This window comes from Pseudomonas baltica (genome assembly GCF_031880315.1).
Lineage (GTDB): Bacteria > Pseudomonadota > Gammaproteobacteria > Pseudomonadales > Pseudomonadaceae > Aquipseudomonas.
The window spans coordinates 832649-848139 of the sequence record NZ_CP134771.1 but is presented as its reverse complement, the minus strand read 5'-3'; the positions used below and the strand labels follow the sequence as shown (position 1 = coordinate 848139).

Below are 15491 nucleotides of genomic sequence, written 5' to 3'. Positions count from 1 at the left end.
CCCATCGCAAGGAATCGTCTCAATGAAGATCAAGACTGCCCTGTCCTGCACCTTAGGCACATTGTTGTTGAGCGCCGCTGTAATGGCCTCGGCTGCCGACATGCCTGTCGTCAAGCCGATGCGTGGCACGGTCGACAGCGTTGAAAACAATACGCTGTCGTTCACCACTCGAGCTGGCGCTCACCAGACCATTGGCTTGACCGATAAAACCGGTATTCGTCTGGTATCCAAGGCGGATATCGATTCGATCAAGGCCGACAGCTTTATCGGTTCGGCAGCCACGCCTCAGTCGGACGGTACCTTGAAGGCACTGGAAGTCACCGTCTTCGAAGCGAGCCTCAAGGGCAGCGGTGAAGGTCACTACGGTTGGCAGAATGCCGATGGCAGCACCGGCACCATGACCAACGGTACCGTGGGCACTTTGGCGAAAACCAACGGCCGTACGCTTTCGGTCAAATATGAGGGTGGCGAGAAGCAACTGGTGGTGCCACAGGATGTACCGATCGCCTATGTCGAGAAGGGCAAGGTCGAGCAGTTGGTCAAGGGCGCCAAGATCGTCGTGTTCCCTGCCGATGATGGTAAAAGCGCACGTGGCGTCGCCGTCGGCAAAGATGGTTTCCAACCACCGATGTAATCGACTACAACTGTCAGGAGTGCCTGCGCCAGCGAGTCCGCTGGCATCGGGTATCGCCAAGCCTGGTAAAGGAGCGCCATTCGATGGCCAAGCGTCGCATTCACTCCTGGCCCGTGCGCCTTACGCATTGGATCAACGCGTTTGCCATGTGCTGCATGTTCATGAGCGGCTGGGCGATCTACAACGCCTCGCCGCTGTTCGCCTTTCGCTTCCCGACGCAACTGACGGTCGGTGGCTGGCTGGGAGGCGCACTGGCCTGGCATTTTGCAGTGATGTGGCTGCTTGCCGCCAATGGTCTGATCTATGTGCTGTACGGTCTGGCCAGTCGACACCTCAAACGCGATCTGTTGCCGGTGACGGCCAAGGCGGTCAAACGCGATCTGCTTGACGCATTGCGCTTTCGGCTCGTTCACCAAAAGGGCGTGTACAACGCGGTGCAGCGGTTGATGTATTGGCTGGTGCTGGCGGCGGGCGTGCTGATTGTGGTGTCGGGGTTAGCCATCTGGAAACCCATACAGCTACAAGAGCTGGTGGCACTGCTGGGTGGATACGACGTTGCGCGCTATGTGCATTTCACGGCCATGGCGGCGATCGGCGCGTTCGTGGTCGTGCACCTGGTGCTGGTGCTCCTGGTGCCCAAAACCCTGTTGCCGATGATCACTGGCGGCCTACGGCCAATGGAAACCGGGAAACCCGATCATGATTGAATCGCCAAAACGCCGCGGCCCTCCAGTCAAGCTGGAGCCCGCGCAGCGCATCCTGTTGGAAAACATTCAGCGCCGCCATTTTCTGCGTGGCGGCCTGACCGTTGGCGCCATGGCCATGCTCACCGGCTGCAATCTGCAGGACGGCGATCAGGTCGACAAGGTGCTGTGGGCCATGTCGCGCTGGAACGACCGCGTTCAGGCCTGGCTGTTCAGCGGCCAGCGGCTGGCGCCGACGTTCTCCAAGGCGCAGATGACCCAGCCGTTTCCGTTCAACGCCTTTTACGGCGAGGAAGATATACCGGATATCGACCTGGGCAGTTACTCCCTGGCGGTATCAGGGATGGTCCGCGACAAGGCCCCCTGGACCCTGGAAGGGCTGCGCAAGTTGCCGCAACGCACGGACATAACCCGCCTGATCTGTGTCGAGGGCTGGAGTGCGATCGGGCAGTGGGGCGGGGTGCCGTTGCGGACCTTCCTCGAACACATCGGCGCCGACACTACCGCCAAGTTCGTCGGGTTCAAATGCGCCGATCGTTATTACTCCAGCCTCGACATGCCCACGGCCTTGCACCCCCAGACATTGCTGGCACTCGATTATGCCGAGGTCGCCTTGCCGCCCGAGTATGGTTACCCCTTGCGCGTCAGAGTGCCAACAAAACTGGGCTTCAAGAACCCCAAGCATATCGTCGAGATATTCGTCAGCAACGATTATCCGGGCGGGTATTGGGAAGATCAGGGGTATAACTGGTTCAGCGGGATCTAGATGACCCAAGGCCTGTTGTGGGCGCCCCGGTATGGAGGGAAATGGCAGTTTGCGTCTGGCGGCGTCACTCGCTGCCCCTGCCAATCAACCTGTCGATTTCAACAATCACGATCGCCCCCCGCATACGCCGAATCGCCCCGGCCACTTCCAGCTCTTTCAAAGACTGATTGATGGTCTGACGCGAAAGAGACAGCATCGAGCCCAGCGCTTCCTGAGACACCGTAATGGTGCGCTGGCTGCCCTCTGCCAGGGTGCCGAATCCATCGGCCATATTGACCAGTCTTCGCGCCAGGCGAGCGGTCGGCGGGGTCAGTGCCATGTCTTCCATGGCGCTGAAGACAGCCCGTAGTTTCCGCGTCAGCAGCCTGCCAAAGTACAGCCAGTCCTGTGGGTGGAGTTCGAGCATGTTCTCCAGCTTTCGTTGCGCCAGCCTTAACAGGCATGTATCCGCAGTCGCCCAGGCGTCGTGAGTGCGAGGCTCATTATCAAACAGTGCGATTTCGCCGAACCAATGGGGCGGCTCCAGGAGCGCGACAATCATCTCTCGGCCCGCTTCATTGACGGTACTGATGCGCACAGTGCCTTGCAGCACACAGTAAAGCCCGTCCGGCGCATCGCCCTTGGCGAACAGGCGTTCGCCCTCGGTCAGGTCGATCTGTTCGCCAGCGTCGAGGATCCGTTGCTGCAAGGGAGCGGGGAGTGTGGCGAACCAGTCACCGCGTTGCAGGGTGGCGAGAAGGCTGTGGTCTGTCATCGACAAGCGGGGCATTATTTTTCCTTGTGTCGGGTGGCTGACATTCGTACCCGCGGCGCCACGCCATTATAGATGCACCGCTCGACCTCATCCGGGGCTTCCATGAGACGCATAGAACAACACTTGGCAAAATACGGCGCTTATCACCAGGACCGGCGTAACGTCGTCACCCATTTCTTTGGTATCCCACTGATCGTGCTTGGCGTGGCGATCCTGCTGTCCAGGCCGACGCTGCCCGTTGGCCCGGCCGGTATCTCTATCGCATGGCTGGCGGTATCCGTCATCTCGGTCTATTACCTGTGCCTGGACGTCAGGCTGGGGCTGGCCTTATCGATCAGCCTCTGCTGCGCCGCAGCGCTCGGTCACCTGGCGGCGCAGCAGTCGACGGTGGTCTGGTTGCTGCTGGGTGCGGGCAGTTTTGTTCTGGGTTGGGGGCTGCAGTTTCTCGGTCATGTTTGGGAAGGCCGCAAACCGGCCTTTGTGGATGACCTCATGAGTTTGTTGATCGGGCCTTTATTCATCGCCGCAGAGTGTGCTTTTGCCTTGGGATTGATGAGGACGTTGCGCACCAGGATCAATCACCCGGATTGAAACTTCGCTCGATCCCGTCACGGATGCGGGTAGTCGTGCCGCTGCTGGCGCCTTATGATCACCGCACGAAAACTTCGCGCAAGAGTGATTTATGGCAAACAGGCCATCTGTAGAGCAGCGCCGCGAGTTCGGCAAGTTCCTCACCAGCCGACGCGCCCGTCTCGATCCCAAGGACTTCGGCCTTCCTGAAGGGCCTCGGCGCACGCCCGGCTTGCGTCGCGAGGAAGTGGCCGTACTGGCCGGGGTCAGCGTCAGTTGGTACACCTGGCTTGAACAGGGGCGTGATATTCAACCTTCGCCCGATGCGCTGCGGCGCATCTCCACCGTGCTCAAGCTCGACCGCGTCGAATCCGCGCATCTTTATGCGCTGTCCGCACTGGAGGCTCCCGCTGCGGCGACAGGCGGTGGAGTGACCGCGGGTCTGGAGATGCTGGTGCAAGCCATCAACCCGATCCCGGCCTATGTGCGCAATGCTCGACTTGACATCCTGGCCTGGAACGACGCGATCGCCGACTTGTTCGTCGACTACGGTTCGCTGCAACCGCATGAGCGCAACACCCTGCGGCTGCTGTTCCTCTATCCGCCTTACCGGACCGTGATCCTGGAATGGGAGCAGATGGCCCGCGGCATGATCAGCGCCTTTCGTGCGGCCCGGGGGCAGGCCTTGGACAAAGCGCCGTTCGACAGCCTGGTTGAAGAACTGTCGGCGCAGAGTCCGGAGTTTCGCGAGTGGTGGCAAGACACCGACGTCAAAGGCTTCGAAGAAGGGCGCAAGCGTTTGCTGCACCCCATCAGTGGCTACATCGATTTCACCTATGTGGCCCTCACGCCGGAAGGGCGGCCGGACCTGTCGCTGGTCACCTACATCCCTCGCCACACTGCCTATGACCCGCAGTCATAGGATAACAACACGCCTTCCTGGCATTCTCGGGTGTACCTAAAGTGGCGGTCATCGCAGCGCAAACAGGGCTGCCGAACCGTCAACGAGGTGATACCGATGAGCAACTTGAACGCAGCATCCAGCCATGCCCCCGTGGCAACGTCGCGCAACCCGGCAACCGGTGAGCTGATCGCCACGTATTCGTTTCAGACGCCCAGTGAAGTCGAGCAACTGCTCGATGTGAACGCCGCCGCCTTCCGCCTGTGGCGTGCCACCCCGATGCACGAACGAGTGGCGGCCTATCGGCGCCTGGCCGCTATCCTGCGAGAGCGCGCGCAACCCCTGGCCACGCTGATCACCGCCGAAATGGGCAAGACCCTGCTATCAGCGCGGGGAGAGGTGGAGAAGTGCGCCGCCACCATTGAGTGGGTGGCCGAGCATGGCCCGGCGATTCTGGCCGATGAGCCGGTCAAGGTTGAGGGGGACGATCAGGTGCATGTTTCTTTCCTGCCGATCGGTACCGTGCTGGCGGTCATGCCCTGGAACTTCCCGCTGTGGCAGGTGATTCGCGCCTCGGCGCCCATCATGCTGTCCGGCAATGGCTTCATGCTCAAGCACGCCCCCAACGTCATGGGCTCGGCTTACGCCTTGCAGGACGCCTATGAAGCGGCCGGTTTCCCCAAGGGCTTGTTCGTCAATCTGGTGGCTGACAACGATACCGTGGCCCGCACCATCGAAGACCCACGCATCGCCGCCGTGACGCTGACCGGCAGCATGCGCGCCGGTGCTGCGGTAGCCGGCACCGCCGCACGGGCTCTGAAGAAAAGCCTGCTGGAGCTCGGTGGTTCCGACGCCTTTATCGTACTGGCCGACGCCAATATCGACCTGGCGGTGAAAGCGGCCGTCGAAGCGCGGTTTCAGAATGCCGGCCAAGTGTGCCTGGCGGCCAAGCGCTTCATTGTCGAGCAACCGATTGCGCAGGCATTCACCCGCAAGTTCGTGGCTGCCGTCAGCCAGCTGACAGTCGGTGATCCGCTGGACAGCGCTATCAACCTTGGCCCGATGGCCCGTGCCGATTTGCGCGATGAACTCGATGGGCAAGTGCAGCGCACCCTGGCCGCCGGTGCGAGCTTGTTGCTGGGGGGGCACAAGCTCGAAGGCCCGGGCAATTTCTATGCGCCGACGGTGCTGGGTGACGTTCAGCCTGGCATGGCGGCCTTCGATGAAGAGACCTTCGGGCCGGTCGCGGCCATTACCGTGGCCGACACTGCGGAACACGCCATCGCACTGGCCAATACCAGTGATTACGGGTTGGGCGGCAGCCTCTGGACGCAAGACCTGGGCCGCGCGCAACGCATCGCCCGGCGCCTGGAAACCGGTGGGGTATTCATCAACGGCTACCCGGCCACCAACGCGCGTATACCGGTGGGGGGCGTGAAGAAGAGTGGTTATGGGCGTGAACTCTCGCACTTTGGATTGCGCGAGTTCACCAATGCGCAGGCTGTCTGGGCCAAGAGTATTATCTGACGCCCATTGAAAGTTCGGCCTGCGTCTGACCCCAGCCTCGGGGCGTACCGCTCAGCGCGGTACGCCCCGCTTTGGTGTCAGAGATCACGAGTGTTCATGCTCAGCGCTCGAAGTACGCCAGAATTTCGCACCCCTGACCCACCGGTACATGGCCGAGGGTTTTGCGCTTGGCGATGTCGATCACGCTGACGGTAGCGTCGTTTTCATTGGCTACCAGCAGGTAATCCTGGGCGGGGCTGAAGCAACCGTCCAGCGGCTTGTCACCGAGTTCAGCGTTGAACAGCCATTGCAGATGCTCATCGAAAAAGCTCACCACCGGATCGAAGTCGCCGATGACCGCCAGCAGCCGGCCGTCGGGACTGAAGCGCACCACCTGTCCAGGGCGCTGATGCCCGGGCAATTCGATCGAGTGAAACACGCGGCGCTCCGTGGTATCGACCGCGTAGATCACTGGCCGGTCTGCGTCCGAGGCGATCACCCAGGGCCGCAGGGGCGAGGCATCGATGCCATTCAACGGGCCGGGCATCGCCAGGGTGGCGGCCACCTGGCCGGTGTTGCCGTGCACGTCGATGGCGTACAACTGGCCGTCTTCCTCGCTTTCAGCCCATACCTGATCGGCATGGGGCAGCGGGATCAGCCTGTGCACGTTGTTCGATGGGACCTCGATGTGCCCGACTACCTTGTCCTGGCTGGGGTCGATGATGATGACCGTCGCGCTGTTTTCACAGCACAGGTAGACCTTGCCATCGCGGCCCAGGCGCCCGGTATGGGGCGACAGAAACGGCAGGGTGTCGATAAACCCGGTCAGGCTGCGGCTGTCGAGATCGATCACCGCGACCTGGTGGTTCGGGTGAGGGTTGTCACCGTGCACGCCGTCGCCATAGATGGGCACGTAGGCTTTGCGCTGCTGCTGGATGATCAGCAGTTCGTGGGGCCGAGCGGGCAAACCGGTGATGGCCGCGCGCACTGACAGATCCCCAGGGTCGAGAAACAGCACCTGCTGGCCCTGCTTGTCGACGGCAATGATTTCCTGTGTGGCGCTGTGGTGGAGGTTCATTGATGCGCTCCTGTACTCAAGGTCAAAAAAACTCTCGATGTGTGGGTGGAGAGCCTTCGCGGGGCTTAAGTTCCGCTGGATTCGTACAGTCCGAGCGCGCAGGTGCGGTGTTCGATGAACACTGAGTTTTCTTTAATTTGACGTCGTACCTGATCGAAACCAACCCCGCGCTCACCAACCTCAAGCAGTTCATGAGCTCGGACTACATGCTTGCCGCGCTGGGCTACGATCCCGACACCAGCGCCAAGCGCCTGGGCGACGGTCTCTATGAACAGACCCTGGTCGACCAGGCCATCGTCGCCCGCACCGGCGCGCGCTTCATCGACGGCCAGACCAGCGATACCGCGCAGTTCAAATACCTGATGGACAACGGTATCGCCGCCCAGCAGCAACTGAACCTCAGCGTCGGCACCGCCTTGTCCTCCGAGCAAGTCGCGGCCCTGACCCATGACATCGTGTGGATGCAGAGCGAAGTGGTCGACGGCCAGACCGTCCTCGTGCCCGTGCTCTACCTGGCCAACGCCAACAACCGCCTGGCCGCCAACGGCGCGCTGATACAAGGCACCGACGTCAACCTGATTGCCGGCAGCGACCTGAGCAACGCCGGCACCCTCAAAGCCACCGGCAGCCTCTCGGCGATCGCCGGCAACAACCTGGTCAACAGCGGCGTGGTGCAGGCCGACAGCCGCCTCGACCTGCTGGCCGGCAACAACCTCACCAACACCGCTGGCGGCATCATTGCCGGGCGCGATGTTAGCCTGACCGCCGTCGACGGCGATGTCAGCAACGAGCGCAGCATCACCACCCACCAAAGCGCTTTGGGCTCGGCCACCGAGCGCACCGACCTGGTCGACAGCGCCGCCCGCGTCGAAGCGGCCGGTAGCCTGACCATCAATGCCGGGCGCGACGTCAACAACACCGGCGGTGTGCTCAGCAGCGGCACCGGCACCACGATCACGGCCGGGCGCGACGTCAATATCGTCGCCGCACAAGCGGTCGATGCGAGCACCCGGACCAGCAAGTTCACGCGCTCCACCACCACGCAGGACAGCGCCAGCGTCACAGCCGGTGGTGATCTGAGTATCACCGCCGGGCGGGATCTGGCGGTGACAGCGAGCCAGCTGGCGGCGGGTGGAAACGTTGCTCTGTCGGCGACGGACAACGTCAGTGTGTCGTCGGCGGCGGATGAGGCGCATAGCTATACCGCGAGTAGTCACAAGAAGTGGCAGAACGATGACGTTACCCAGGTGGCGAGCACGGTCACTGCGGGTGGCAGCGTCGCCGTCGGCGCCGGCCAGGACCTGACCCTCACCTCAAGCAACGTCACCGCTGGCACCGACGCGTATCTCTACGCCGGTGACAAGCTGCAGATGCTTGCCGCGCAAGACAGCAGCTACTCGCTGTACGACATGAAGAAAAAGGGCAGCTTCGGCAGCAAGAAACTGCAGCACGACGAAGTCACCCAAACCACCAACGTCGGCAGCAGCGTCACCACCGGCGGCAACCTGACCCTGGCCAGCAACGGCGACCAGCTGTACCAGGCCGCCAAGCTCAACAGCGGCAACGACCTGACCGTTGCCAGTGGCGGCGCCATCACCTTCGAGGGCGTCAAGGACCTGGATCAGGAAACCCACACCAAAAGCAGTTCGAACCTCGCCTGGACCAGTGCCAAAGGCAAAGGCAACACCGACGAGACCCTGCAACAAACCGAGATGGTCGCTCGTGGCAAGACGGTGATCACAGCCGTCAACGGCTTGAATATCGACGTCAAGCAGATCGACAAGCAGACCGTCAGCCAGGTGATCGACACCATGGTGGCGGCGGATCCGAAGCTGGCGTGGCTGAAAGATGCCGAGGCGCGGGGTGATGTGAACTGGCAGCAGGTGAAGGAGGTTCATGACTCCTTCAAGTACAGCTCCCACGGCTTGGGTGCGGGCGCCGAAATCATTCTGGCCATTGCCATGACTCTGGCCATGGGACCGGCAGGTCTTGGCATGGGTACGGTGAGCGCAGCAGGTGCGGGCAGCCTGGCAACCACCGCCGTCAACAGTGGCATTTCCAATAACGGCGATCTAGGGAAGGTGCTGAAGGACACTGTCAGTGCGAGCAGCTTGAAAAGCGCGGGTGTGGCGATGCTGACGGCTGGGGTTGGAGAGGAGCTGCAGTTCGATCCAGAAGTTCTGAGTACCAATACCATTCTGAAGGCCACGGAGACGGCGGTCGCGGATGCCGCTATCACCACCGCCATCGAAGGAGGGAGCTTCAGTAAAAACCTTGTGGGTTCGTTGGCAGGGCAGGCAATCAACGTCGGTGGTGCATACGGCGCCAATGAAATAGGCAGCACTGCGTTCGCCAATGGTTCACTGACCAAAATCGGTATGCATGCGCTATTAGGCGGCGTGCTGTCGATGGCTCAAGGCGGTGATTTTGCGACCGGCGCGCTAGCCGCCGGGGCGGATGAAGCCTCAGTGCAGGCGCTGGCCAAATTGGTCATGCCGTCCCAAGACGAAGCCACGCCCCTCACCGTCGCCCAAGGCGACCAAAAGATGATTGCGCTGTCGGGGTTTATCGGCGTTCTCGCTGCGGCCGTGACGGGTGGGGACCCAAGTGTTGGAGCCTCAGTCGCTCAGAACGTGACCCAAAACAATTATCTGGGCAATGCGTCGAAAGATAAGCGCAAGTTGGGCGATGTCGATCAGATGGTGACTGATCTGGTGGCGTGCCGGGCCAATCCCGATCCAGCGTCTTGCCGCGGGACAGTTCAGAGCAAATACCAAGCGATCAGCGACCAAGATACGGGAGTAGCACTGAAGCGCTGTGGGGATAACTGCGGTACGATAGCTCAGGATGCCAATACAGGCACGGATGCGCTTGATCGATGGGCTGCATCAACTGCGTTGACACCGGAAGAGCTGGATATCATTGATCACTTTCAGGCGAAGAATGAGAGTGATTATAGGCTTGCCGATAGTACTGCGCTTCAGGGAGAAATGGCGCAGATTGTTGCTGGTGTGCTGAGTGGTGGCGCGGGCGGATGGGCGGAAGCGGAGGCGAAGGCAGGGGTTGCAGAGGTTACTGGTGCAAAAGACACACGCGCTCTAGCAGGAGAGAGCACCATAAGTGATACAACCAGTCAGCTAGCTAAAAATAAAGCTGCTGGAGATGCTTTTGAAGCACAAACGATGGACAAGCTTCAAGAAACTCAAACTGGAGTCGTTCAGCAGGTGACCGTTAAAACCCAAAGTGGCACCAGAACCAGAATTGATTTAATGGGTAGAGATGCAGATGGAAATATTGTTTGTACAGAATGTAAGGCGTCGGAAACTGCGCCTCTGACCACAAATCAAAAAATAGCCTTTCCTGAAATTCAAGAGTCAGGAGCAGTTGTTGTAGGCAAGGGAAAGCCAGGGTTCCCAGGAGGTACCCAAATTCCGCCTACGACGGTGAATGTGGTTAGGCCTTAAAGGATGTTATATGTCAATTGAACAAGTTAATGTCGTTGATGCTATTGGTGTTGACAAAGAGACCGGGCAGGTTTTTTTGACGATAAGTGATCATTTGGAATGGAATGATGAGCATTTGTTGCTGCTCCAAGAGAAGCTTAATTTATATATTAGCTTTGTTGAAAGTGGAGAGTTGCTTGAGGTATATCCTGATTCGAAAGGTCGCGAGGTTGTTATAAGTGTCGTCTGTAAATATCCCCCGAATGTAAGAGGTAAGGACTTTTTAAGTAAAGTTGGCTCTGTTGTAGAGCAGGTGGGGGCTAGATTTGCTTTTCAGGTTTCTAATTTGAGTTAGCGGTGCAAAAGTAACAGGTGGTGCAGTAGAGCTAACGTTTGACAAGGCTACCCGGACTTGGACAACTCCAGCTGGTCTAGACTATGGACCAGGATCGGTTCAAGGAAACAGAGTTTTGCATGTTTTAGAGCATGCGGAGCCGAATCCTGCCAAGACAACACATAGCGTCTCTAGTATGGACAGAAAAGAGATTTTAGGCGCTGTCGATGAAGCATGGCTCAAGAAAGGTAGTCCTGTAGTAGGTGATCCGGGTGCATATGTTGTCCCGATGGGCCGAGCGATTGGTACTTCGGGAGAAACGAGTATTAAAATTATTGTTCGGCCTGGGACCAGTCAGGTCATTACCGCCTGTCCTGTTAAATAGAGAAGTTTTATATGTTGTGTCCAAGGTGTGAGCAGGGAGATATTGTCAAGGCTAAAATTATAGCTGACAACACTTGCTTGTTCGTATGTCAAGAGTGCGAGGCCTCATGGTTTTTACACGAAGACATTGGGGTTAGGGCCTTTTTCGACTATGGGACTTATATGGAAAGTCTAGGGCTAAAACCACTATGGAGTGAGTTGAAAATTATTCCTGAGTAGGTGCAAAAGCTACTGTCTCTAAAAATCCCAATTGATAGGGGGACCGATCGGGTTCGCATCGGCTGAGGCGAAGGCCGGGGTTGCAGAGGTTGCTGGTGCAAAAGGTATTTCTCCGGTTGTCACCGCAGAGGGAAAAATTGGAGATGCGGCATTTACTGATGTAAACCAAACAGCTCGTCCAGTAGCTCAGGCAAATCCAGATGAGCCAACTCTGATAGCTGATCGAGTAACGGCCAAAACTGAAGCAACAGGAAAATCTTTGCCGAATGGAAATATGGCTGACGCTCATGCAGAAATTGGCGTGATACAGCAGGCATATAATGCTGGCAAGACTCAAGGTGCTGATATGGCTATGAGCGTTGCAGGTAAAGATGTATGTGGATTTTGCAAAGGTGATATAGCAGCCGCTGCGGAAAAATCCGGATTGAGTTCTTTGACAATTCAAGCGATAGACGACGTAACTGGATTACCAAAAAAATATAATTGGGTGCCGGGAATGCGGTCGATTAAGGAGGTGCCATGAGTATGGTTTTTGGCGGCTATATTGTTGACGCTGATGGATATCGCCATCAGTTAGAAGCTATCATGGATCCCGAAGAATTGGATGTTCGAGGGGTATTGACTTCCATTGGTAAAGGCTCCGGCGTTATCAAGATGCGGTGCGAGTCTGAATCTGAAGGTCGCCCCTATGAATTGGCGCTTTATGTTGAAAGTGAAAATTTTTTACTGATGCTTAGCGAGTATGATAAGGATGGTGAGCATGTCGTCAGAACTATGACTGATCTCAACTCAAAAAACGAACTCGTCAGCATTTTAGGGGAGATGTATCCTGCTAGAGCCGTCACACATGATGTGGAAATTGTTTGTGCTATTTTTATCGAGTTTGCTCGTTCAGGAAATGTGTCTGTGGATATCATGGCGTAAGTTTCACTAAATATCGTCTGACTAGTTGGTGCAAAAAGCACAGCAAGCGATGGCGTCGATCTCTTTCTGACCTACAAATCAGGATGGACGGACGCGCAACGTGCAGCAGCAGATGCAAAAGTTAATATTCTGAACGACGCAGATACCGTCCTAACAACGCCAGTACGCTCTGGAATTTTTCGTTAATATAAATCTGTTAATAAGGTGGGCTGAGGCTTATGAATAAATTAAACGAGCAAGCACAACTGCGTTCTCGATTGTTCGCGTCTCTGGTCGCCAAGCAGGGCGCGAATGTGATGCCCGGTCGCTACGGTGGGGGTTATAATAACGATCAATTGGCATATCAGGAAAATGATGGCGTTGTTACATTGCTTTTGGGATTAAAGCTCACAGGTGATGACGTTGGGATTCAGCTGGACACCGAATCCCTGGGGGCCCCATACGCAATATACGAAGCCTTGGTGCTCGGCATTGGTTCAGTGCTTGCTGCTGAACCCGGAATCAGTCCCATATGGAGAAAAAATAAAGGTGGCTTTGGACAGTGGGAAGTTGGTCGCTGAAGTTGTAGGTATGAATGCGGAGACTCATGCAGTGTTCATGATAAAAGTCGAAGTGGGCGATTGAAACGGGCCGGTGCTCTTAGTGGCTTTGCGTTTCGGCGCCGCCTATTGCATCTCCACGAAGCAAGACTTTTTGACTGCTGACGGATTTGTACAAAACCACCAGCTTTCAGCAGGCACTGGGCGCTGCATCTGGTGAATTCAAGGCGAACCTGGATAAGTTGGGCGAAGACCTAGAGATAGGGGGAGATGATAAAGCCGAAGATCTGGGGTATAGGTTTGGTAAGGCATTGGCGACCGCGGTGCACTGATAGCAGCGCCGCAAAGTGATGCGGCCATGGGGGCGAAAGCCCTGGCTGATCTGGGTGTGACGGTGTCGAGTAAGGGCCTATACTGCGCTTCGCGCGAAGGTCGTGGTGGAGGCTGTTGGGGATATTCCGGTTGTTAGCAGTATCTACCGTTCGCATAATTACGGACACGGGGGGCAAGTAGTAATCGCATTTCCTAAATAAGAAGGAATCGAAAGTGGCATATTGGCATAGCGATTGCCCCGCATGTGAGTAAGGACGTTTATTCGCCGAGAAAATTCTGGATACAGGCGAATTATTCCTTCTCTGTGAAGAATGTGAATATGCATGGCGGACTCCAGATGAAATAAGTCTCAATACTCATTTTGATTTTCAAAACAGGAGGGTGGAGAGTGCCACTTGTGAAGATATTGAACGTCATAGATGGCTCCGATATTCGCTAACGCACGCGTAGTAACGCGAAATGAAAGAACGTTTCCAGACGGAGTATTTACCGGAAAGAGACCGTTTCAGACGACTGCTGAAATAGGGAGCAACCCAGCGACTGGGAAGCTGGAGGAATCCGTGATCGAATACGAGCAGTATGGCGGGCAGGTTAAAAGAACGGATTACAATAATGACGGATATGGGAATCAAGTTAAGTCTGCGGAATATCATTCCGACCCGCACACGCATACCTATGAATATGGTCCAGGCTATGGCTCCAATGGGAAAGAGACGAGGGTCAACAGTGATTAGTCTTCCAGAGTTGAATGAATTGCTTATTGCTCACAATTGCTTACATGCAATCAGTATTGAGCTGGATGTGGATGGGATGGGTTATGATTTGTCACTATCGATTTCTGCCTCCGAGAAGATCGGGGCTGATGTCGTGCGTATCAAATTCATTGATGTTAGTCAGGTTACGTCCCGTGATTTTGGCGGCGGATTAACTCAGCTGATGCATATGAAGGTTAATAAGCTAGATTCGGGCTTTGACCAGATGCGTTATCAATTTAATGACCTTGAAGATAGAAAGTTATCGTTTTATTTTTCATCGTTCTCGGTTGGTTAGGTCAGCGCCGCAAGGCGATACACCCCAGAGGCCCCTTATGAAAACCATCCTCATCATCGGTATCGGTGCAGGAAACCCTGAGTACATCACCGTCCAGGCAATCAAAGCCCTTAATCAGGTCGATGTGTTCTTCTTCATGGACAAGGGCCAGACCAAGGAAAAACTCAATCACCTACGCAGGGAAATCTGCGAACGCTACATCGAAGCCCACCATTATCGAATCGTCGAATCGTTGACCCCGGAGCGCGAGCGCACCGAAGGCGATTACCTGCAGGCCGTCGATCGCTTGAACACGGACAAACAAATAATCTTCGAGCGCTTGATTGCCGAAGAACTGGAGGAAGGCCAGTGCGGCGCGTTTCTCGTCTGGGGTGATCCGTCGCTGTACGACAGCACTCTGCGTATCCTCGATGCCATTATCCAGACCGGCCGACATGCGCTCGAATACCGGGTCATCCCTGGTATCACCAGCGTTCAAGCACTGACCGCGCAACACAAAGTCGCGCTCAATCACATCGGCCGCTCCGTCGAGATCACCACCGGCCGGCGTCTGGCCAACGGCTTTCCCGAGAACGTCGACAGCGTGGTGGTGATGCTCGATGCCGAGAACACGTTCACGACGCTGATCGATCAAGACATCGATATCTACTGGGGCGCCTATCTCGGCACCCCTGATGAAATCCTTGTCAGCGGCAAGCTCAAGGAAGTCGCTGCACAGATAGAGCGGGCTCGCGAGGCTGCCCGTGAAGCCAATGGCTGGATCATGGACACTTACTTGCTAAAACGTCGCTGACGGCGCTTGCAGGTACATCAGAATCAGCGAGTCTTTGAGCCCAGCAGTGCCGCCACATAGCCGCCCATTACCGCCGCCGCTGTCAGTACCAACAGGCGTTGCCCCGGTTTCGCGTCACTCCACCTGCTGTTTGCGGTGGATGGAGGGCTCGGTGGCGAGGACTGTTCCTGGCCATCCTCATTGGCGGCTTCGTTCGGGACGGTGACATGTATTTTGGTCAGCGGTAGCAAAACGCCGTCGGCCATCTTCAAGGTCAAATCCTCGACGACACCGGCCACCCCATCGGGAAATACGGGGCTACCCGCTGCGTCGAGATCGTCGTAGAGAAACTGCTGACCTTCCAGCCAGCCGACGGCGGTCAGGAGTTCAGAGTCCAGATAATATTTGCCATCCAGAAAAAAGCCCTGGAACTGATGTGCGCGTTCCAGGCTTTCTACCGCATAGCGTTCGCCTGGCTTCATACCGGTTGCTGAATCGATCATCGTGATTGCCTCCTCTGGCTATTGAATCGGTAGAGGAGGGTGCCTGGTATTACGTTCCATCCGACTGGCCGAGTGGC

The 15491-nt window shown here is 57.0% G+C and carries 15 protein-coding genes and 1 pseudogene; 13 read left to right on the top strand and 3 right to left on the bottom strand.

Translation table 11 applies throughout. The annotated features are described in order from the left end of the window. Window positions 1–28 precede the first annotated feature (28 nt). The 3 genes from REH34_RS03740 (at window position 29) to REH34_RS03730 (ending at window position 2104) form a co-directional block, all read left to right on the top strand. Window positions 29–634 (top strand): hypothetical protein, encoded by a 606-nt coding sequence (locus REH34_RS03740; RefSeq protein ID WP_226507044.1) that lies wholly within the window; start codon window positions 29–31, stop codon window positions 632–634. 83 nt (window positions 635–717) lie between these two features. Then, window positions 718–1341, top strand: a complete 624-nt coding sequence (locus tag REH34_RS03735; protein ID WP_226506900.1) for a cytochrome b/b6 domain-containing protein — start codon at window positions 718–720, stop codon at window positions 1339–1341. After that, on the top strand, window positions 1334–2104 hold the full coding sequence (locus tag REH34_RS03730; RefSeq protein ID WP_226506899.1) for a molybdopterin-dependent oxidoreductase: 771 nt from the start codon (window positions 1334–1336) through the stop codon (window positions 2102–2104). The genes REH34_RS03735 and REH34_RS03730 overlap by 8 nt, the downstream gene beginning before the upstream one ends. Window positions 2105–2168: 64 nt before the next feature. Here the strand turns inward: REH34_RS03730 and REH34_RS03725 are convergent, their stop codons facing one another. Further along, window positions 2169–2873 (bottom strand): Crp/Fnr family transcriptional regulator, encoded by a 705-nt coding sequence (locus REH34_RS03725; RefSeq protein ID WP_311970813.1) that lies wholly within the window; start codon window positions 2871–2873, stop codon window positions 2169–2171. Window positions 2874–2930: 57 nt separating this feature from the next. On the opposite strand from REH34_RS03725, the gene REH34_RS03720 reads away from it, so the two are divergent. From REH34_RS03720 to REH34_RS03710, 3 genes are all read left to right on the top strand, one after another. After that, entirely contained in the window at window positions 2931–3449 is a 519-nt protein-coding gene (locus REH34_RS03720; RefSeq protein ID WP_311970812.1) for an Mpo1-like protein, read from the top strand. Window positions 3450–3540: 91 nt separating this feature from the next. Further along, entirely contained in the window at window positions 3541–4350 is an 810-nt protein-coding gene (locus REH34_RS03715; RefSeq protein WP_311970811.1) for a helix-turn-helix transcriptional regulator, read from the top strand. A gap of 96 nt (window positions 4351–4446) precedes the next feature. Next, window positions 4447–5856, top strand: coding sequence for an NAD-dependent succinate-semialdehyde dehydrogenase (locus tag REH34_RS03710; protein ID WP_409373241.1), 1410 nt, complete (start codon window positions 4447–4449; stop codon window positions 5854–5856). Between the two features lie 100 nt (window positions 5857–5956). Here the strand turns inward: REH34_RS03710 and REH34_RS03705 are convergent, their stop codons facing one another. Next, on the bottom strand, window positions 5957–6913 hold the full coding sequence (locus REH34_RS03705; protein ID WP_311970810.1) for a WD40 repeat domain-containing protein: 957 nt from the start codon (window positions 6911–6913) through the stop codon (window positions 5957–5959). Between the two features lie 137 nt (window positions 6914–7050). Here REH34_RS03705 and REH34_RS03700 point away from each other — a divergent pair, with 137 nt between their 5' ends. The 7 genes from REH34_RS03700 to cobF all read left to right on the top strand — a co-directional run bounded on the left by REH34_RS03700 (window position 7051) and on the right by cobF (window position 14932). Further along, window positions 7051–10377 carry a DUF637 domain-containing protein gene (locus REH34_RS03700; RefSeq protein ID WP_311970809.1) on the top strand — a complete coding sequence of 1109 codons (3327 nt, stop codon included), beginning with the start codon at window positions 7051–7053 and terminating at the stop codon, window positions 10375–10377. 10 nt (window positions 10378–10387) lie between these two features. Beyond that, window positions 10388–10711, top strand: a complete 324-nt coding sequence (locus tag REH34_RS03695; protein ID WP_311970808.1) for a DUF6572 domain-containing protein — start codon at window positions 10388–10390, stop codon at window positions 10709–10711. Between the two features lie 613 nt (window positions 10712–11324). After that, on the top strand, window positions 11325–11816 hold the full coding sequence (locus REH34_RS03690; RefSeq protein ID WP_311970807.1) for a hypothetical protein: 492 nt from the start codon (window positions 11325–11327) through the stop codon (window positions 11814–11816). Next, window positions 11813–12217: a DUF6911 family protein gene (locus REH34_RS03685; RefSeq protein WP_048725531.1), complete on the top strand. Its 405-nt coding sequence runs from the start codon at window positions 11813–11815 to the stop codon at window positions 12215–12217. The genes REH34_RS03690 and REH34_RS03685 overlap by 4 nt, the downstream gene beginning before the upstream one ends. Before the next feature lie 218 nt (window positions 12218–12435). Continuing rightward, window positions 12436–12777, top strand: coding sequence for a hypothetical protein (locus REH34_RS03680; protein WP_311970806.1), 342 nt, complete (start codon window positions 12436–12438; stop codon window positions 12775–12777). 924 nt (window positions 12778–13701) lie between these two features. After that, the gene (locus REH34_RS03675; protein ID WP_311970805.1) at window positions 13702–14139 is read left to right on the top strand and encodes a hypothetical protein; all 438 of its coding nucleotides are present in this window, start codon (window positions 13702–13704) and stop codon (window positions 14137–14139) included. A 37-nt stretch (window positions 14140–14176) separates the two neighbouring features. After that, window positions 14177–14932: a precorrin-6A synthase (deacetylating) gene (gene cobF, locus REH34_RS03670; RefSeq protein WP_311970804.1), complete on the top strand. Its 756-nt coding sequence runs from the start codon at window positions 14177–14179 to the stop codon at window positions 14930–14932. A 185-nt stretch (window positions 14933–15117) separates the two neighbouring features. Here the strand turns inward: cobF and REH34_RS03665 are convergent. Next, window positions 15118–15414, bottom strand: a pseudogene (locus REH34_RS03665) (short-chain dehydrogenase); the annotation flags it as partial. Window positions 15415–15491: the final 77 nt, after the last annotated feature.